At 58.9% G+C, this 19,131-nt stretch carries 14 protein-coding genes, 1 tRNA gene and 1 riboswitch; of the genes, 8 read left to right on the plus strand and 7 right to left on the minus strand.

Annotation, left to right across the window (positions count from 1 at the left end; genetic code table 11):
* Nucleotides 1–8: 8 nt before the first annotated feature.
* Nucleotides 9–94: riboswitch (cyclic di-GMP riboswitch) on the minus strand.
* A 70-nt stretch (nt 95–164) separates the two neighbouring features.
* Nucleotides 165–1,721, minus strand: coding sequence for an ABC-F family ATP-binding cassette domain-containing protein (locus tag Q4T40_20310; GenBank protein ID MDT8903577.1), 1,557 nt, complete (start codon nt 1,719–1,721; stop codon nt 165–167).
* 150 nt (nt 1,722–1,871) lie between these two features.
* Here Q4T40_20310 and Q4T40_20315 point away from each other — a divergent pair, with 150 nt between their 5' ends.
* Nucleotides 1,872–2,225 carry a hypothetical protein gene (locus Q4T40_20315; GenBank protein ID MDT8903578.1) on the plus strand — a complete coding sequence of 118 codons (354 nt, stop codon included), beginning with the start codon at nt 1,872–1,874 and terminating at the stop codon, nt 2,223–2,225.
* A 264-nt stretch (nt 2,226–2,489) separates the two neighbouring features.
* Here the strand turns inward: Q4T40_20315 and Q4T40_20320 are convergent, their stop codons facing one another.
* From Q4T40_20320 to Q4T40_20330, 3 genes are all read right to left on the minus strand, one after another.
* On the minus strand, nt 2,490–2,933 hold the full coding sequence (locus Q4T40_20320; protein ID MDT8903579.1) for a chemotaxis protein CheW: 444 nt from the start codon (nt 2,931–2,933) through the stop codon (nt 2,490–2,492).
* 19 nt (nt 2,934–2,952) lie between these two features.
* Nucleotides 2,953–4,965, minus strand: a complete 2,013-nt coding sequence (locus tag Q4T40_20325; GenBank protein ID MDT8903580.1) for a methyl-accepting chemotaxis protein — start codon at nt 4,963–4,965, stop codon at nt 2,953–2,955.
* A gap of 481 nt (nt 4,966–5,446) precedes the next feature.
* On the minus strand, nt 5,447–7,354 hold the full coding sequence (locus Q4T40_20330) for a PAS domain S-box protein (GenBank protein ID MDT8903581.1): 1,908 nt from the start codon (nt 7,352–7,354) through the stop codon (nt 5,447–5,449).
* 599 nt (nt 7,355–7,953) lie between these two features.
* Here Q4T40_20330 and Q4T40_20335 point away from each other — a divergent pair.
* From Q4T40_20335 to Q4T40_20345, 3 genes are all read left to right on the plus strand, one after another.
* Nucleotides 7,954–9,129 carry an MFS transporter gene (locus tag Q4T40_20335; protein ID MDT8903582.1) on the plus strand — a complete coding sequence of 392 codons (1,176 nt, stop codon included), beginning with the start codon at nt 7,954–7,956 and terminating at the stop codon, nt 9,127–9,129.
* A 318-nt stretch (nt 9,130–9,447) separates the two neighbouring features.
* On the plus strand, nt 9,448–10,812 hold the full coding sequence (locus Q4T40_20340; protein MDT8903583.1) for an ammonium transporter: 1,365 nt from the start codon (nt 9,448–9,450) through the stop codon (nt 10,810–10,812).
* A 19-nt stretch (nt 10,813–10,831) separates the two neighbouring features.
* Nucleotides 10,832–11,212, plus strand: a complete 381-nt coding sequence (locus Q4T40_20345) for a P-II family nitrogen regulator (GenBank protein MDT8903584.1) — start codon at nt 10,832–10,834, stop codon at nt 11,210–11,212.
* 313 nt (nt 11,213–11,525) lie between these two features.
* On the opposite strand, the gene Q4T40_20350 is transcribed toward Q4T40_20345, so the two are convergent.
* Complete coding sequence (locus Q4T40_20350; GenBank protein ID MDT8903585.1) at nt 11,526–13,241, minus strand: solute carrier family 23 protein; 1,716 nt, start codon at nt 13,239–13,241, stop codon at nt 11,526–11,528.
* 210 nt (nt 13,242–13,451) lie between these two features.
* On the opposite strand from Q4T40_20350, the gene Q4T40_20355 reads away from it, so the two are divergent.
* Complete coding sequence (locus tag Q4T40_20355; protein MDT8903586.1) at nt 13,452–14,267, plus strand: nitrilase-related carbon-nitrogen hydrolase; 816 nt, start codon at nt 13,452–13,454, stop codon at nt 14,265–14,267.
* Nucleotides 14,268–14,472: 205 nt separating this feature from the next.
* Nucleotides 14,473–14,569: transfer RNA gene (locus tag Q4T40_20360), tRNA-Sec, on the plus strand.
* 50 nt (nt 14,570–14,619) lie between these two features.
* Here the strand turns inward: Q4T40_20360 and Q4T40_20365 are convergent.
* Nucleotides 14,620–15,900: a tyrosine-type recombinase/integrase gene (locus tag Q4T40_20365; GenBank protein ID MDT8903587.1), complete on the minus strand. Its 1,281-nt coding sequence runs from the start codon at nt 15,898–15,900 to the stop codon at nt 14,620–14,622.
* Between the two features lie 42 nt (nt 15,901–15,942).
* Nucleotides 15,943–16,257 (minus strand): helix-turn-helix domain-containing protein, encoded by a 315-nt coding sequence (locus Q4T40_20370; GenBank protein ID MDT8903588.1) that lies wholly within the window; start codon nt 16,255–16,257, stop codon nt 15,943–15,945.
* 597 nt (nt 16,258–16,854) lie between these two features.
* Here Q4T40_20370 and Q4T40_20375 point away from each other — a divergent pair.
* Nucleotides 16,855–17,184: a hypothetical protein gene (locus Q4T40_20375; GenBank protein ID MDT8903589.1), complete on the plus strand. Its 330-nt coding sequence runs from the start codon at nt 16,855–16,857 to the stop codon at nt 17,182–17,184.
* A gap of 618 nt (nt 17,185–17,802) precedes the next feature.
* Nucleotides 17,803–18,861, plus strand: coding sequence for a hypothetical protein (locus Q4T40_20380; protein MDT8903590.1), 1,059 nt, complete (start codon nt 17,803–17,805; stop codon nt 18,859–18,861).
* Nucleotides 18,862–19,131: the final 270 nt, after the last annotated feature.

The raw sequence follows: 19,131 nt of genomic DNA on the forward strand, positions 1-19,131 counted from the left end.
CGTGCTAAAATGGTGGCCTGGCGATCATGGTCGTAACGACGTTAGACCCATAGCTTTGCGCCCCCGCCTTTCGACGGGTTTGCCCGATATTCAGTACTTATGATTTTAACTCATGCCCGAGATGGCGTCAAGCGAACGCTACCTGAAATCGACAGGAATGTCGCTTAAACCACCTTCGTTGTCCAATCCTCCACGTTCCACACCGCCGTCACGATATCCTCGTAAAATTCCGGTTCGTGCGAAACCAGCAACACCGTACCCTTAAACTCCCTGATCGCCTTCTTCAGCTCGGCCTTGGCGTCCACATCGAGGTGGTTGGTCGGCTCGTCCAGCACCAGCCAGTTTATCTCCTTCAGCATCAGCTTGCACAGCCGCACCTTGGCGTTCTCGCCGCCGCTCAGCACCATCATCAGGCTGGTGATGTGCTCGTTCGTCAGCCCGCAGCGCGCCAAAGCCGCCCTCACCTCATAGTTCGTCATTCCCGGGTACTCCTGCCACACTTCCTCGATCGCCGTATTGCCGTTATCGCGGCCCGACTCCTGCTCGAAATACCCCGGCTGAACGTAGTCCCCGATCTCCACCTTGCCGGCGTAGGGCGGGATGATGCCCAGCAGCGTCTTCAGCAGCGTCGACTTTCCCAGCCCGTTCGTGCCGCGGATCGCCACCTTCTGGCCGCGCTCCAGCGCGATATCCACCGACCGCGTCAGCGGCTCGTCATATCCCAGCACCAGATTGCGGGCCGTAACCACGAACCGGCCCGGCGTCCGCGCCTCACGGAACTGGAACACCGGCTTCGGCTTCTCGCGCGGCTTCTCCAACAGCTCCAGCTTATCCAGACGCTTCTGGCGGCTGTTCGCCATCCCCCGCGTCGCCACCCGCGCCTTGTTGCGGGCGATGAAATCCTCCAGCCGCTCCACCTCCTGCTGCTGGCGCTCGTATGCCCGCACCTCCTGCTGCTTTTTCAGCGCGTGCATCTGCACAAACTGGTCGTAGCCGCCGGAATAGCGGGTCAGCGTGGCGTTCTCCACATGATAGATCACGTTCACCACCGCGTTCAGGAAAGACACATCGTGCGACACCAGGATGAAACTGTTCTCGTAATTTATCAAATACCTTTTCAGCCACTCGATATGCTCGGCGTCAAGATAATTCGTCGGCTCGTCAAGAATCAGGATCGTCGGATTCTGCAGCAGCAGCTTCGTCAGCAGCACCTTCGTGCGCTGGCCGCCGCTCAGATCGGCCACGTCCCGGTCCAGCCCGATCTCCCCCAGGCCGAGACCGTTCGCCACCTCCTCGATCTTGGCGTCGATCACATAAAAGCCGCCGTGCTCCAGCATATCCTGGATATCGCCCACATCCTCCATCATCGCCGCCAGCTCGTCCCCGGACGCCTCGCCCATCTTATCGTAGATGGCCAGCATCTCGGCCTCCAGCTTATACATCCCCTCGAAAGCGCCCCGCAGCGCCTCGCGGATCGTCATCCCCCTGGCCAGCGCCGCCTGCTGGTCGAGATAGCCCACCGTCACGCGGTTCGACCACTCCACCCTGCCGGCGTCGGGCTGCAACTGGCCCGTGATTATCTCCAGAAAAGTCGTCTTGCCCTCGCCGTTCGCCCCGACCAGACCGACATGCTCGCCCTTCAGCAGGCGGAAAGAAGCGCTGTCGAGAATCTGCCGGGCACCGAACCCGTGCGACACATTTTCCACCGTCAAAACACTCATTGCGTCTTACTCCCCGTAAATTTTCAAAATGCCCTACCATTTTAGCGCATCAGCCGCGCCGCTGTCAAAGAAAAATGCCCGTCCGGCAGGGAGAAGGGCGGGGGGTGTGGAATTTTACCGAAATAACCACACCGGAGGAGGGCGGACCGCTTGGTAACGGAATTTATGGCTCTGGCAACCGTCATTATCCTGCTGGGCGTAACCGGCGCCGAAACCGCCGCCGCGGTCTTCGGCAGCCTCGCCGGCTTCTCCGTATGGTTGGGCGTCTTCGCCGGCTACAAACTCTCGCGGCGCATGAACGGCCCCGACAGCCCTTTTGCATACGTCTACGCCCTTGTCATCACCGCCGTTTTCCGCTATGCCGAAATCGTCCTCCTGCTGCCCTCCGCGGGCGGCTTCCATCCCGGGGCCGACCTCGCGCGGCTCGTATGGCCGGTCGTCGCCAGCCTCCTCGTAATGGCCCTCGTCAACATCGGCGTCAAACTCCGCGCCAGAAGAAAATAAACATACCCAAAGCCAAACAGAGGCGGTCCCCGGACCGCCTCTTTGACTGCCGATAAAGCCCCATCTGCGGCGTTGCTCCTCAAAGCGCTTGCTTGCGTACGCCCTGTAGTACGCAAGCAAGCGCTTTTCCGGTGCGCCTTGCATCTGGAGCTTTCTCGACAACCTGGTTTTACCCTAAGCCAAAAGCGGCGGTCCACCGGACCGCCGCTTTTGGCTTTATCGCCGGACCCCGCGGAGCTCCCGGCTTTCTATTCGATCGGGCGGCTAACCGGCCGCCTGCATTTCCACGTGCTCCTCCTCGCTGAACAGCCTGTCCAGGTTGAGGATTATCAGCAGCCTGTCGCCCGTCTTGCCGATACCGCGCAGGAAATCCCCTACGCGGGTGACCGCCTGAGCCGACTCGATCGCGTTATCCTCCAGCCGCAGCACCTCGCTGACCTCATCGACCACCATTCCTACCTCGCGGCCGGCCGCTTCCACGATCAGCGCCTGCACTTCGCCGCGCCGCGCCCGCTCCAGGCCGAACCGCTTCCCCAGGTCGATCACCGGGATCACCTTGCCCCTGAGATTGATGATCCCCTCCATATGAGGCGGCGTGTTGGGCAGCTTAGTCGCCCCGCCGTAACGGATAATCTCCTTCACCTGAGCGATCGACACCGCGTACTCCTCGCTCCCGAGCTGAAAGACAACCAATTGTTCCGACGCCATCTGCTAGCCCCTCCTTCCTCTATACCCTGAACTTGCTCACCGCGATCTGCAGGTCCTCGGCCAGCTTTGCCAGCGCCTGGCTCGACGAAGCGATCTCCTCCATCGACGCCAGCTGCTCCTCGGCCGCCGCCGACACGCTCTGCGACTCGGCCGCCGACGACTTGCTCAGATCGTCGATCTTGCGCACCGACCCCACGATCTGCTGGCTGCCGCCCGCCATCTGCTGCACCGCGGCCGAAATCTCCCGCACCTGGCTCGACACCTGCGACACCAGCGCCACGATCTCCCGGAAGGCCTCACCGGCGGCGTTGACCACCTCGGCGCCTGTTTTCACCTCGCGGGTACCGTCGTTCATCGCCACGACCGCCTTGTCGGTATCGCCCTGGATCTCGCCGATCAGGTCGGCGATCTTCTTCGCCGCCTCCTGCGACTGCTCGGCCAGCTTCCTGACCTCCTCGGCCACCACCGCGAAGCCCCGGCCCTGTTCGCCGGCGCGGGCGGCTTCTATGGCTGCGTTCAACGCCAGCAGGTTGGTCTGCCCGGCGATGCCGGAAATCGTATCGACGATCTGGCCGATCTCCTTCGAGCGCTCGCCCAGCTTGGCCACAACCTTGGCCGACGTATTCACCGTATCCTCGATGTGCGCCATCTGGCTTACCGCCTTATCGACCGCCTTGCCGCCCTCCTGGGCCTGTTCGGCCGCCCGGGCCGACTGCGCCGCCATCTGGTTGGCGTTCGCCGCCACCTGCTGGAGCCCGGCCGACATCTGCTGCACCACCGCCGACGACTCATTCGCCGCCGACACCTGCTCGGTCGCCGCGCTCGCCACATTCATGATCGACGACGCGATCTGGTTGGCCGCCTGCGTCGACTGCTCGGCGCTCGCCGTCAGCTCCTCCGAAGACGCCGCCACCTGGTCGGCGTTGGCGTTTATCTGCCTCACCAGATTGCGCAGATTCCCGCGCATCTGGCCGATAGCGTCCGCCAGCTGGCCCACCTCGTCCCGCGAGTTCACCGTGCGTTCCCGGTCGGTCAAATCGCCCGCGGCCACCTCCTGTACCTGCGTCACCATCAGCTTCAGCGGGCCGACGATCCGCCTCGTTATATACGTCACCGCCAGCGCGGCCAGCACCAGCACCACCGCTATCGTTCCCAGCGAAATATTACGCAGCGTTGTCAATCCCTCGGTCACCTCGTCGATCGGGCCGGAAATCGCGATCGACCACTTCGTCCCGGGCACCGGCGCGAAGCCCATCATTTTCTTGATCCCCTGGAACTCGTACGTCATGACCGCCTTCTCGCCCTTCATCATCCGCTGCGTCGCCGCGGCCAGCGCAGGATTCTTGTCGTCCTTGCCGGGGTTGTACTTCATCACCAGGTCCTTGTTCGGGTGCATGATGATCGTGCCGTCGCCTTGGATCACATAGGCGTAGCCCGTCTTGCCCACCTTGACCTCCAGAATCTCTTTAGTAATGCTTTCGATATCAATTGCCCCAAACAGAACGCCGATAACCTTACCATCGTTTTTGATGGGAGTAGCAGCCACTATTACCAACTTGCCAGTTGCCCTTGAAACGACTGGGTCAGAGACCGACGAAACACCCTTCAGTGCCTGCTGTATGTAAGCTCGCTGGCTCAGATCGCCGGACGAGCCAGCACTGTTATAGTGGAACCCCGCCGTATTGACCCACGCAAAAGACTCGTATCGCTTATTGTTTTTTGCTAATGTTTGCAGGAAAGGGACAATGACCGTCTGATCGGCACTTTGGAACACCGGTGCATTTGCCATGCCACCAATTTCGAGTTTTGCGCTCTCCAGCCAGTCGGCGATACCATCGCCCTCGGCCTTAGCCATGTCCTGTAAATCTGCGAAAATTTGCTCCGTCAGCATCTTGTCCGCCTGCCGGTAATTGAGCCCGCCCAGCACGCCCAGCGAAACCAGGAAAATACCCAGGATGATCACGGTCAGCTTCATCTGCAGGCTGCTCATCAGCCCGCCCCGCGACCCTCCGCCGCTTGAACCTTGAACCATTTTCACGATAACCTCTCCTTTCACCCTACCCAATCTTTTTTATTCTATCGCGCCATTTCTATATTTTAAGGCGGCGCGAACCTTGGCCCGCCAGCAGGCGGGAACGACACTGCAGGGCTATTCTCCCGTGACTATACCATAAGGCATGGTGGCGGCAAAAAGCTTCTGCCGAAAGAAAGACAGGCACAAATTATATCGAAATCCCCGCCAGACCGGATAAATCAAGGCGTGGACGAATTTTCCGCAAAAAAATGCCCTATCTACATAAAGGTGGAAATAGTGTGCTTATGTGACAATAAACTCTGTTAATTCGACATAAAATGCCGTTTGCGGCGGGGTTGTCGCAATGCCGGCGAAAATGCTTACATTGACAAGCCATTTAATATTAACAAAAAATAATTACAAACAAAATTGTCTCCCGGCCACAAAAAAATAAGCCGTCCGTTGTCGGCAAATGACAACGGACGGCCTATCCGAAACCTCAGACCCGGCTCAGCAGCCTCCACACCTTAAGATACAGCGACACCATCGCCCGCGTCTCGAACGAATCAAGCGACAGCCCCAGCAGCTTCTCGATCCGCTTCTTCCGCCAGATCGCCGTGTTATGGTGGATGAAAAGCCTCGCGGCGACCATCCGCAGGTTCTCCTCCTCGAGAATCGCCTCCAGCGTGGCCAGCAGATTGCTCCCCCGCTTCCGGTCGTACGCCGCCAGAGCGCCGATCATATCCCGCACGATCCGCTGGATGTTCCGGTCCCTCAGCAGCTGGAACGCGACCTGGTACAGGCCGGTATCCGCATAATGCACCGCGCCGCGGCCCTCCTGCCGGTCGCACAGCAGCAAAGCCTCCGCCGCCCTGCCGTACAGCGCCTCCAGATCGAGCGGCGCCCCTTCGCCGGAAGTTGCCGCCACGCCTACGGCCACGCGGGTGAACGCGAACGCCGCCTCCACTCTCCCCGCCAGCCGGGCGGCGTACTCCGTCTGCTCCTCCTTCGTGCTCCCGGCCTTATCGGCAGGCACCAGCGCCGCGATACAGCCGTTCGTCTGCCATAGCCATCCTGGCTCGCGCCGCGCCAGCCAGGCAAAAATCTCTCCCGTGCTTGCCGCCGTCGCCGCCGTCGTCTCCCCGGACGGCCAGGCTGCCGGCGACCGCGGCTCCTCCCGCGCCACCGTCAGCGCCAGGCATACGTAATCCGCGCCGGTATCGACGCCGTAGCCCTCAAGCACATCGGCCACATACTCCGCCGGGTGTCCGCCCGTCACCAGACTGTTGAAAAACGTGCTGCGGCCGTACGCCCGCTCCGCCAGCGCCGACTTCTCCTCCGCCGCTTTCTCCGCCGTTATATCCCGGACGCGGAAAGAAACCGTCCGCCTGCCCCGGTAGCGGCGCGTCATCGGCGCCGCCGTCACCCTGACAGCCTTCGGCGCCTCGCCGACCGCCGCCCGAAACTCCGTCGTCCGCGCGGCGCCCTCGCTCAGCACCGCCGCCAGCATCGCCAGCAGATCGGCAGCCACCGGCGGCGGCAGCGCGGCGCGCAGGTTCTCCCCCTCCGGGTTGCCAGGCAGCAGGCCCTTATCGCCGAAAACCCGCACGATGTCGCCAGCCTCGTCCACGATCATCGTCGTCGCGTCCGCGTCCGCCTCCGAGCAGTCCTCCAGCAGGCCGAGCTGTTCCCTCGCCTGCTCCTCCGCCCGTCGCCGCTCGCTGATATCCAGCGAAGTCGCCACCAGATGCTTCCTGCCCCCCAGGTCGATGAACACCACGCTCAACAGCGCCGTCAAAGTATCGCCGCTCTTGGTGCGCACCGCCACATCCCTCTCCCGGACGCAGCCCTCCTCAAGCAGAAGCCTGCGCATCTCGTCCCGCGCAGCCTCGTCCCACAGGCCCAGCTCCACGCCCGTCTTGCCCAGCACCTCGTCCTTGGCGAACCCCAGGCTCGCCAGCCAGGCCCCGTTCACCTCGGCGAACCTTGCCTCCGGCCAGGTCAGCAGCGCCATCGCATGCGGATTGGCGTTAAAAGCCGTCTTCAGCCGCTCCTCGGGCGGCTGTCGCTCGCCGCCGGCGCGGATAATCGCCGCCAGCCCCTCCCCGGAGGGGTAAGCGGTAACCTCCAGCCACCCTTCCGGCTGCGGCAAAAAAACCTCCAAACGGACCGGCTCCTTACCGCCGGCAGCTGCCAACTCGAGCATCTCCGCCAGCTCGGGGATGGCCAGCCCGGCCGCGGCCAAAGTCCGTCCCGCAGGGTCGGCGCCAGCCGCCAGCAGCACCCTCGCCGCCTGGTTCATGAAAACAATCTTCCCCTGCCCGTCCACGGCCAAAAAACCGTCCGCCAGGCCGTCGAGCACGCGCGCCACCTGCGCCGCGCCTTTCTGTCCGCTTGCCCTTGGCATAAACACCGTCCGCCCTAAAAATTGCTTCCTTATTCATTCTGCGCCCACGCCATGAATCCTCCGCGCGCGTCAAAAATGGTGTCAATTCTTGTCAAATAAAGGCGATGATAAAACTCCGCACCTGTGCGGAGTTGGGAAGTCAAGCACGGGGTTTGAGGAAATAGGGCGGGGGAGAGGGCTCGCTACCTATATCCCGCAGGGGCGCAAACGCCGGCTCCGGTGCTTCGGCCGAACGCGCCGTAAGGCTTGGGCCTTCGCTCGCGGGCACCGTCGCCTACGGGCGTCCATGCCCGAAGGCTCCTCGCGCGTCCGTCCATGGACGCGCGTGCTGCGGCGTGCGGCCCTGCGACGACGGCGCGTATTCGCCCTCCGCAAAGTCGCCGACCGTTTGCACCCCTGCGGGCGTTCAGCCGGAGGACCGGAGCTGTTCGCTTTCTGCGGCCCTGCGGGTTTCTTTCTCCCCCCGGCAAAAACCCCATTTCCGGGGCAGGCAAAGCTGACAAAATATGTTACAATATAAAATATTATACTGCTCGCGCGACGGGGGAAGCCGTGCCTGTTCTTGCCGTGGCGGCGGATGAAGATTCGGAGGGATATGTTTGCCCGCGAACAGCCACCTGGTCCTGAACGTCCTCCTGTATTTCATGACCCTCACCCTCGGCAGCACCGCCAGCATCGCCGGCCTGGCCAACAAGTACATCGCGGCCCACTTCTCCGTAGAAAATTACGTCATCGGCTACTGCTTCACCGTCTACTCCGTGGCCTACGCCGGCTCCGTCTTCAGCGTCGGCTGGATGCTGGAGAAATTCAGCGTCCGCAGCCTGCTGCGGGTCTACTGCGGCCTCGGCGCCCTGGCGATCATCTGCTTCGCCAACGCCCCCTCCCTGGTCGTCTTCTCGATCTTTCTCTTCCTGTTCGGCTGCGGCATGGGCATCCTGCTGCCGACAGCCTTCCACGTCACCCTGCTGCTCTATGACGCCAAAGTCCGGGCCGCCAAATCGATCGCCGTCACCTTTTTCTACGCCGTCGGCTCGATCGTCGGTCCTATCCTCGCCGGCCTGGCATTCGACCGGGGCGTAACCTGGCAGGGCGTATACTACGCCATCGCCGCCATGCTGCTGGCCGTCGTCCTCGGCACCTTCATCCCCGAGCTCAAAGGCTTCGAACCGAAAAAAACCAACCGCGGCGACGAAAAAGTCGACTGGAACCTCAACGTCTATCTCGCCGGCCTGTCGGTATTCTGCTTCATGATATCCGAATTCATCTTCGGCTACTGGATTATCCAGTACCTGATGGACAGCCTGGCGGTCGGCGTCGTCCTGGCAAGCGCCGCCCTTTCCGCATGGTGGGGCTGCATCACCACCGGGCGGCTGGCCGGCAGCTTCATTCTATCCCGCGTGTCGCTGGCCCAGTACATCATCGTCAGCGCGGCCGTCGGCAGTCTCGCCTACTTCGGCCTGTTAGCGGCGGCGACCTACACGCAGGCGCTGGTGCTCATCGTCATAATGGGCTTTGCCTATTCGAGCCTTTACCCCACCCTCATCTCCTTCGGTACCTTCCAGACTCCCAAACCGTCTCCCCGCACGACCTCCTTCTTCCTCGCCTCCGGCTCGGCCGGCATCATATTCTCCGTCCTCTTGTCCAGCTCCCTCAAACAATACTTCGACTACGGCGCCGTACTCGCCGCCGGCGCTTCGCTCATCGGCGCGGTAGCCCTCGTAACCGCCGCCGTGGCCTACCGGAACAAAAAGCGCCCCTTCGCCCACGGCGCCTGATCCCTGCCGTTGTACGGCCCGCCTTTGGCTGACGCAGGCAAAGAAGTAATTTTCAGACAGGAATTTACTGTTGACAGCGGGGCCGGCTGCTGGTATATTTTAAAGTAACTTAGATAAAGTAGGCGATGGGGCCTTCGTAGTAAAGCTACGGAGGCCCTGTGCGTTTGCAGGTGACGATGACGTCCGCGCAATCTTTTGCCGGGCGTCTTGTGTTTTTTTGAGAGAGGTGGAACGCTGCTTAGATGAAAGAAATGAGAGAGAGGTGTTCCCCGAATGTCGAGAAAGTTTTGGACTGTTTTCGGTTTATGCTTGGTTTTCATGGTTGTTTGCGCCCCGTTGGCCCTGGCGGCCGATCCGCCGGCCGCACCGGCCAAGGTGGACACGGGCGATACCGCCTGGGTGCTGGTCTCCTCCGCGCTCGTCATGCTGATGACGCCCGGCCTGGCCCTCTTCTACGGCGGCATGGTGCGGACGAAAAACGCGCTGTCGACCATTATGCAGAGTTTCTTCATCGTCGGCCTTATTTCCGTTCAATGGGTGCTGTGGGGCTACACGCTGGCCTTCGGACCCGATATCGGCGGCATGATCGGCGGGCTCGACTTCCTCGGGCTCAGCGGGGTGGGGGTGGAGCCTAACAGCCCGACCTCGACCATCCCCCACCTCGCCTTCATGGTCTTCCAGGGCATGTTCGCCGTCATCACCCCCGCGCTCATCACCGGCGCGTTCGCCGAACGGATGAGATTCCCCGCGTTCCTCGCTTTCGTCCTCATCTGGGCGACCTTCATCTACGACCCCGTGGCCCATATGGTCTGGGGCGGCGGCTGGATGGCCGAACTCGGCGTCCTCGACTTCGCCGGCGGCACGGTCGTCCACATCCTCTCCGGCGTTTCCGGCCTGGTGGTCGCGCTCGTGCTCGGCAAGCGCAAGGGCTACGGCAACGAAGCGATGCTGCCCCACCATCTGCCGATGACCGTATTGGGCGCAGCCCTGCTGTGGTTCGGCTGGTTCGGCTTCAACGCCGGCAGCGCCCTGGGCGCCAACGGCCTGGCGGCCACCGCCTTCGTCACCACCAACACGGCCGCAGCCGCGGCCACCGTCTCGTGGGTGTTCGCCGAATGGCTGCACCACGGCAAACCCACCGTTCTCGGCGCGGCGTCCGGCTGCGTCGCCGGCCTGGTCGCCATCACACCCGCGGCCGGTTTCGTGGCTCCCCTGCCTTCGGTAATCATCGGCCTGGCGGCCGGCGTGATCTGCTACCTGGCGGTAAGCGTCGTCAAGGCCAAACTGGGTTACGACGACTCGCTCGACGCCTTCGGCGTCCACGGCGTCGGCGGCACCTGGGGCGCGATCGCCACCGGCCTCTTCGCCTCCAAAGCGGTCAACGAGGCCGGCAACGACGGCCTGTTCTTCGGCAACCCCGATCTCGTCGTCACGCAGCTCATCGGCGTGGCCGCCAGCTGGGCAATCGCCATCGTGGGCACGTATGTCATCCTCAAAATCGTCGGCGCGTTTATGCCGCTCCGGGCGACCGAGGAGCAGGAGATCCAGGGCCTCGACATTACCGAGCACGGCGAGCGCGGCTACGCCTACCAGGACTTTGCCGCCGGCCTGCCCGTCTCCCCCGCGGCGCCGTTCGCCGTCAGCCAGTCGGGCGCCGCCGCCAAGGTCAGCCTGAATTCGTAAGCGGAAAGGAGCGATACGCGTGGATAAGATAACGAAAATCGATATCATTACCCGCCCCGAAAAGCTCGAAGAACTCAAGGAAGCCATGAACGCCATCGCCGTGACCGGCATGACGGTAACCCAGGTTTACGGCTGCGGCCTGCAGAAGGGCTACAAGGAGGTTTACCGCGGCAAGGAAGTCGCCGTCAACCTCGTGCCCAAGGTAAAAATCGAGATCGTGGTGTGCGAGGTGCCGGTCGAACGAGTGGTGGAGACAGCGAAGCGCGTCTGCCGCACCGGCAACGTCGGCGACGGCAAAATCTTCGTCTACCCGCTGGAGAACGCTGTCCGCATCCGCACCGGCGAAGAAGGCCCTGACGCGATCAAGGACCCCAAAGATCTCCCGGCGCTCAAAAAATAGCGGGGCCAGCCCGCTGCCGCGAATGCGGATGACGCCTTACCGACAGGGTTTTCACGCTTGTTCCGCGGAGCCGCCGGACCTACCGCAAGGCCCTTCGGCTCCGCGGGCACCCTCCCTATATAGCGGCGCCCGCCGCTCTTAAATCCATACCGGCGAGGAAACACTTACTTTGCTACCTCTCTCGCCGGCCATCGTGCCGGCACTTTTTTTAATACAACGGCGGCAGTCCTGTGGACTGCCGCCGTGCTGCGTCGCAAACCCTATTCCCGGTGGCCGGCAAGCCCGCCGGCGGGGTTTCTTTTTTCTCCGAAAATCAGTGGTCGAAATGCAGCCGTATCCTGCACAGCCCCTCGTTGCGCGAGGCTTTGATCTGATCGGCGTACTGGCGGACGATAAAGCCGGAAAGCCTTATAAAGGCGGCGTCGTCCTCCAGCAGTTCGCTCTTCGACGGTCGGACCTCGGCAAACTCCATCAGCTGTCCCGCATAGCTCAGATCGAGATTGACATTGTACTCATCGAAGCTTGCCGCGACTTGCACCTTGCCGTCCACCAGGCCGAGGGCGGCGGAGGATTCCATGAACTCGGTCAGGGCCGACTCCGCCCGGTGGATCACGTCGCGGCGGGCTCCCCAACTGGCGCCGGCGCTTTCCAGAAACTCGAACACCTTCGCCGACGCCGCCACGCCCGGCTCGAGCTCGACCGCCTTCCGCTGCTTCACCCCGATGCGGAAAAGCAGATTCAGCACAATCGCCGTCACCGTCGCCAGGGAAAAGGCCGAATCGAAGAACGGCTGCAGCCAGGCCGGCAAAGCCCGGTAAAGACCCGGCACCATGCTCACGCTCAGCCCGAAAACCAGCGCCAGTCCGATGATGAATATCTTCCTGGCGTCGAGCATCCGGGACAGGATGATCTGAAACCCGGTTATCGTCACGAAGCAGATCACCACGATCAACGTCGCTCCCATCACCGGCTTGGGCATTATCGCCACCAGCGCGGCCGCTTTCGGCAGAAAAGCCAGGGCGATGAACATCAGGCCGACGAACACGCCGAGCCGGCGGCTGGTGACCCCCGTCGCGATCGCCAGGCCGATGCTGCCCGAGCTGGTGTTGTGGCCCATCCCCCCGACCAGCCCGCTCAGGGTGGTGGCGAGGCCCTCGGTCAGCAGGCCGCCCCTGGCCGATTTCATCTCCAGGCGCTTCCACTCGGGATCGTTCGCCTTCTGGCAGGTGGTGATATTGCCGACAGTCTTCAGCGAGGAACATACGACGGCGACCAGGAAGGGGAGCGCCATCGCCGGATCGAACGCCCAGCCGACATGGCTGATGTCCGGGGCCGCCACCAGGGGCACCTCGCTCAGGCGCGCCAGATGCTCGCCGGTAAGGCTGCCGGTGGCGTACGAAGCCAGATAGCCCCCTATCATGCCGATCAGGACGGAGTACTGGCGCACCGCCCCTTTCCCCCAGACGTTGGCTCCCACCATGACCCCGAGCGTCATCGCGCCAACGCTCAGCGCCGACAGATCGACAACCGTCCCGTCGCCGCTGCTGCCGGAAAAGTTGGTGATTGACACCGGAATCAGCGTCACGCCCAGCATGACGACGACCAACCCGGCCAGTTCCGGCGGCAGCAAAAACCTCACCCGGTGAATGACCTTCGCAAAAAACACCTCGGCCAGACCAGCCAACACCGTCATGCCTAGCACCAGCGGCAGGCCGCCCTTTTGCGCCGCCAGCACCGACGCCGGGTAATAAAGGGCCCCCGCCTCGTGGGGGCAGAAGTACCCCGACCCCACCGGCCCTCTGTTCAGTGATTGCAGCAACGTGCCCGCCCCGAGGGCGAGCATCGTCAGACTCACGAAACTCTGCGCCGTATGGATGCTGCCCATTACTGCCTGTACGATAAGCACCGGGAAAATCAGGTCGATGGAAATTATCACAACCTGTTGGAAGGCAAGCGGCAAAGTAATCCTCAGCGGCGGGTTGTCGTCCACGCCATAGTCCAGGTCGGCCGCCTTCTTGCTGGAAGTCATCTGAATAGCTCCTCTGTCGTTATTGCCTGCCCGCTTGTCGGGTGATTGTACATTCCCCGTTTTTTGTCAATAATCCTGCCAGTATGTTCCATAACGGGAAAAACGGCCCGCCCCCACGCCCCCCCTGGGCGGTCTGCCCGCAAATTTGACTTTTCTTTCCGTCTCTGCCATACTCATTATGGACATCACCGCCGGAGGGGGACCACCGCCATGGCCGCTACCCTGCGGGTAGGCGCCGTCGCCTGCCCGGCAACCGTCAACGCCGTCGAGGACAACTTCGCCGCCGCCGCCGTGTGGGCCGCCCGGGCCGCCGGCGAAAAAATCGACCTGCTTCTTTTCCCCGAGCTTAGCCTCACCGGCTACGCCACCGCCGGCCCGCCGGCCGCGCCGCTGAGCGCCGGCCATCCCGCCTGCCGGCGGATGGGCGGACTGGCCGCCGAGTTCGGCCTTGTTCTGGCCGCTGGCCTCGCCTGGGAGGAAGAGGGGGCAAAGTACCTGGCCCACGGCCTGTGGCTCCCCGACGGAGCCTTCCACCTCTATAAAAAGACCCACCTCGGTCAGCGTGAGCGGAACGAGTACGCCGCCGGCGACCGCCTGCCCGTGTTTCCCCTCCCCGGCGTCACCGTAGGCATCCAGCTTTGCCTCGAACAGCATTTCCCGGAAATAGCCCAGACCCTCGTCCTCAAAGGCGCCCAAATCATCCTCTGCCCCCATGCCACGCCGCGCCTCGGCCCGGACGAACGCCGCGAAAGCTGGCACATCTCCCTCCGCGCCCGCGCCTACGACAACTGCGTCTACGTCCTCGCCGCCAACCAGGTGGGCGACAACGGCCAGGGCACCGTCTACCACGGCGGGGCGCTCCTCGTCAGCCCGGCCGGCAAAGTGCTCGCCGAGGACTTCTCCGGCAAACCGGCCATGATAACCGGCGAGATCGACCTCGACCAGGTCATCGACGTGCGCACCACCCCCCAGGGAATGTGCCGCCGCTTTTATGCCCTCGAACGCCGTCCCGACCTTTACGAGTGACAATATTATTATTATGCAAACTTAACCCTCTTTAAAGGAAATAATATCCTGATTACCGGCATGAGAGAATAGTGTATAATAATATGTACGATAAAGATTTAGACCCTCTGCAGAGCAAATACCGGAGTCCTGTCAGAGCAAATGTCAGAGTAAATGACAGAGTAACTGTCAGGGAAAATGTCCGCTAGTGCCATACAATGATAGAGGGGGCGGATGGGGCCTGGTGGCTCCTGCGGTCTTCAAAACCGTCCGAGCGGCGTTAACCCGTCGCTGGTGGGTTCGATTCCTACACGCTCCCGCCACAGTAAAATCAAGGCTTCCGAGGTTTTTGACCTCGGAAGCCTTTTCCCTTTCAAGCCTCTTGTGGAGTGTCTTGGGAAGATGTTTGGGAAGATTGTGCTTTTAAGAGCATCACCTGGTCGAATATTTCCGACATCAAACCGGTCATCTTGGTAGTAGCATCTTTGGAGCCGTGAAGGTATGTGCGCGTCACTCTCGGCGCCGATTCATAGCCGCCGAGAAATTCGGCCTGCTTGGTGGAATGCCCCAACAGCTCGCTGATCGTGACTGTGTTCATGCCGGCCTCGTGTAGCAGCGAGCCCATAGTGTGACGAAATCCGTGCAAAGTGATATGCGGCAATCCGTTGTCTTCAAGATATTCATCAAGCCAATGGTCAATCGTTGAGGGATTGTACGGCGCGCCTTTTTCCTCCAACTTCACGAAGACGAGATCCTTGCCAAGCCACTGCTTTTTCCAGGCCACTTTTGCATTATCATACTCCGCCTTGTAGAGTGTGAGCACTTCGAGGACTTGCGGCGTAACTCCGACACTTCGGGGCTTGCCGTTTTTTGGCCCCTTATCGAGCACGCCTTGACCAGGTATATAAATTCTGCAATTCTGGACTGTTGCGGTCAGAGAGTCGAAATCGATGTCGGACCAGCGGAGGCCGGATAATTCTTCGCGGCGAAGGCCGAGCGTCCAAGCGATGTGGATAAGTAAAGCTCGCTGAAGTTGAGAATCGGGGAACACCCTCCAGAAGTCGGCTAAGTCGCTAATCGAGTAAAAGGCAGTCTTCTTATTCGTAGCTGAAGGTGCCTTCAGTCCTTTCATCGGATTGGTCGGAATGAAGCCCCATGCACAGGCTTGCTCGAACATACTGAACAGCAGGCGGAAATAGTGCTTTCGCGATTGATCACTCAGTGGTTTGAACGTTTTATCTCCGTTCTTCCATGGTCGAGCAAGCAGTCCTTTGACATATTGGTCCAGCTCAAATCCGGTAATCGCGGCAAGCTTCTTCGCTCCAAATACCGGCAGGATTCGCGACTCAATCCGGCGCTTGTCTTCATGAAAGGTCTTGGCGCTCGCCAGCGGTTTCCTGTCTTCAAGCCAGACCGCGGTGTAGTGTGCAAACGTCATTTCTTTGCTATCAATTTCTTTCTGTGCGGCTCGCGGAAGCACTTTGCCCGACTTAACGTCGAGAATAAACTGGAGACGGGCAAGATCAGCCTCCTTCTCGCTGACGACCCCCAAGGGAAGAACGAACCGCTCACCCTTGTGGTAGAAGATTACCCGAGCGCTTGATTTGCGCCAATCAACATGACCTTCGCCGTATTTTTTCCCTTTGCCTTTCACTGCAGTTCACGCTCCTTTTCAGAATTCCTACATCTAGGGGAATCAACTGGCGAGTTGGCTGGACTTCTGGACAAGCCATTGTTTGGCTGCCTCCAAGACGAAGAACCATTGGCCGCGCACCCTGAAGGCGGGAAACTCTTTGGCCTTCACCATGCGAGAAATGGTGCTGTGGGAAATTGCGTTGTTGAATATTATCTGCCGGGCATCCGAAAGCGGATGAAGTTCGCCAATGCCGTTGCTCAGGACCTGTAGATCAGCGGCCGGACCGGTGTGATTCTCGGGTGACGGGGGCAGAGGCGTCGAGATGACGGTTTCAGGGTACGAGGTTTTGTTACTCTGGATTGTGAGTTCGAGCATGATGGAATCCTCCTTATAATAGAGATATTGAAAAACAAAAGCACGCCAGGTGACACATGCAAATCCCTCCCGCGATGCGGAATGATCTGTCTGTGCACTGACGTGCCGTAATCTTGAAGTGTTTTATCAAGCTGCCAGAAGTATAAGGTTGTCTATTGGCGGCTGCTTGGGTTGTCTGGTATTGGTCCCAATGCGACCATGGTGAGTAATATTACGTAACTCCTTTACCATAATATCACACATGATCATGCGATTGCAAGACTCTTGAAGAATTATTTTTAGATTGTTCTCTCATCTGTCGATATGTTGTCATCATGTCCCCGTGAAATCTCCAGAGTGGGCTCATTGAGGCTAAAACTACGGTGGTCGCAGCAACACTTGAAATAATGAGTCTGGCATTATTGTCCTCCTTCCAAATAAATTTGATTAGAGTCTTGACAATGAAATGTACGAGTTTGATATAATGAAGTAGCGGGCCACATCACCGCGCACACATAGAAGAAAAGTAAAGACGCCATAGCGTTAAACAGCAACTAGTATGCTGTCTTTCGCATGGCGTCTATTGTTTTGTAATCAATTATGAAGGAGCGATGATTGATGAATCTGGTCAATCGGTGGAAACTGTGGAAAAGGAAAGATGATATCCGGCTATGGGGTGAGCGCAGACGTAACGGATATACACCAATTATTGGGTTGGCTCGCAGAATGGGTATTCAAGCAAATATCTTGCGACGGTTTGAAGGACTATATGGTACTCCCGAACGGAACTATCTCCCACAGAATATTCAAGACATGCTGTACTTTATATACCGAGCTAATTACAGTGGCATTCAATACCGCTACAAGTGGAATTACCGGCATCGACAATTGCGAGAAATGATCGACGAATGGCTCGAAACCTCACTCGAACAGGACGGCCTACTGTAAATGACCTACCCCGGGCTCGCGTTCTTACAAAAATTGGGGACATATTACCACCTAGAGCCTCAAAGATCATGATGTTTTTCTTTCGTGCTTAGGGTCACCAAAACGATAATCAACATGGAGCACCATCATGACACAATACGCCATCAAATTCCCGTAATACTAAGATAGACACCGAACTCGTGTCATAATAGAAAGGGGAAGATGAAGATGTCAATGCGTCAGCGGCTAAGACAGAAGCGTCGAGAATTCAAGTTGCGGCAAGAAGATGTGGCCCGTTACTTGGGATTCGCAAGCAAGAACGCTTACTGGAGCATCGAGAACGGTCGAACTAGACTTAAGGCCGAGCACCTTTGCCGGTTGATGCAGTTGTATAATGTTCCCGCCGAGTTTTTCCTCCGAGACGATGAGATCTAGAAAATAATTTCAACATCGGATCACCAAAACAGTGAATTATGGAGAAAAACCAGGTAGAGGTAAATTATACGAAGTTATCGGCGACATGAACATGGGGCGGCAAGGAGCGGGTAATCCTTACGCTGCAAGGCTTAGGGGACAGTGCACCACCATGACGATAACTGCGTATTGCAGAGTATATTCTATCTCAAAGGAGCGATTCTCATGATTCACACTATGTCGGTTTATTGCGCCTTATGGCCATCTCACGCACGCCGGATACTCGATAACCTGGGTGTCAGCAGTAATAAAAACAGTTTCAAAGGAGCTGTAAACGTCAACGGAATTGCCGAAGTGGTGGCCCGATCACGAGGAAAAGACTACGGATATCTGCTAAGAGTGATCGTTAATCCTGCCAAGCTACTTTATGGGTTCGATGCATTCGAGACAGTTACACCGGAAACACTGGATGATCTCACTGTTGCTTTCGCCAGAGCCATTAAAGAAGCGACTGGTGATGAGGAAATAGCAAGAACGCCATTACCTGATTGGTTGGTGCATCGAATTGATTTTGCCGTTGATGTCCGTACTCCGTATGTTCACCAGTATCTCATGCTCTTTGATAAAGGCGACAAACCAAGTAATTACAAGGAGAAATACAACTGGCGGAAGGGAAGCTGCTACTGGGAAAGCAGATCCGTGATAATAAACGTGTACAGCAAGTCAAAGCAGATGCGGGACGCCGGCAAGAGTTCCGAGTCAATTGAGAGAGCAAAGAACATTCTCCGGTTTGAGATTCAGTGTAAGAGTCCCAAGGTCGGGTATATCCGTAAGGCGAAAGGACTGGAAGATAGGAGACTGCGGAACTTCTTCTGCGAAGAATATGCGGAGGAAGTTCTAACGAGCTATTGTAAGCGCGTCTACAAAAGCGGCGATTACTACAAGCGGGCAGCCGCCTCACAACGTATGAAAAGACTGGGCATGTCTGCACGGCGCCGGGAAGCAAATGAGAGCATTCAACGGGCCATTGCCCAGACGCGCTCAATTTCAGAAGCTCGCCGGCAGCTCTCTGAAACAGGCATAGTCATCAAGCACACCAAGCCTCAGGTTAGGCTGGAATATTCGACAGAGCAATTCAGCCGCAATTGCAGGTCACTGATAGAAGCAAATATCAATCCCGTTGTCATACCGAAAGATTGGGAAGTCAGCTACCTACCAAGCATCTTTCACCTTATCGAGCCGGTGTTTGCTGGCCACCAAAGCATAGAACATGATATAGCTTGAATATAAAGAGTGTCGCGATAACCTCGCGGCACTCTTTATATATAAAGACGAGCTATATTTCAACATGTGTAGATACGGGAATCCAGCGGTAACTTATTACTGTTCCTCTCAAGAGAACGTACCTGCAACCGCAGTAGTGGAAATACGGCAATCCCAGTAAATAAGCGATGTCTAGCCTGCTAGGTCGGCCATCATAGGAGAGAAGTAGCCCAATTCTTTGGAACGACGACCAGATACTCTCAGAGAAATTATTTCAAGCTTCCGCATCAA

It is taken from the genome of Selenomonadales bacterium 4137-cl, from assembly GCA_032334055.1.
GTDB lineage: Bacteria > Bacillota > Negativicutes > Sporomusales > UBA7701 > Anaeroselena > Anaeroselena agilis.

Bases quoted from the DNA above. Each gene is read 5' to 3' on its own strand.
- Q4T40_20310 (MDT8903577.1), bottom strand. From the start codon at position 1,721: ATGAGTGTTTTGACGGTGGAAAATGTGTCGCACGGGTTCGGTGCCCGG.
- Q4T40_20320 (MDT8903579.1), bottom strand. From the start codon at position 2,933: ATGGCGTCGGAACAATTGGTTGTCTTTCAGCTCGGGAGCGAGGAGTAC.
- Q4T40_20325 (MDT8903580.1), bottom strand. From the start codon at position 4,965: ATGGTTCAAGGTTCAAGCGGCGGAGGGTCGCGGGGCGGGCTGATGAGC.
- Q4T40_20330 (MDT8903581.1), bottom strand. From the start codon at position 7,354: ATGCCAAGGGCAAGCGGACAGAAAGGCGCGGCGCAGGTGGCGCGCGTG.
- Q4T40_20340 (MDT8903583.1), top strand. From the start codon at position 9,448: ATGGTTGTTTGCGCCCCGTTGGCCCTGGCGGCCGATCCGCCGGCCGCA.
- Q4T40_20350 (MDT8903585.1), bottom strand. From the start codon at position 13,241: ATGACTTCCAGCAAGAAGGCGGCCGACCTGGACTATGGCGTGGACGAC.
- Q4T40_20355 (MDT8903586.1), top strand. From the start codon at position 13,452: ATGGCCGCTACCCTGCGGGTAGGCGCCGTCGCCTGCCCGGCAACCGTC.
- Q4T40_20370 (MDT8903588.1), bottom strand. From the start codon at position 16,257: ATGCTCGAACTCACAATCCAGAGTAACAAAACCTCGTACCCTGAAACC.
- Q4T40_20375 (MDT8903589.1), top strand. From the start codon at position 16,855: ATGAATCTGGTCAATCGGTGGAAACTGTGGAAAAGGAAAGATGATATC.
- Q4T40_20380 (MDT8903590.1), top strand. From the start codon at position 17,803: ATGATTCACACTATGTCGGTTTATTGCGCCTTATGGCCATCTCACGCA.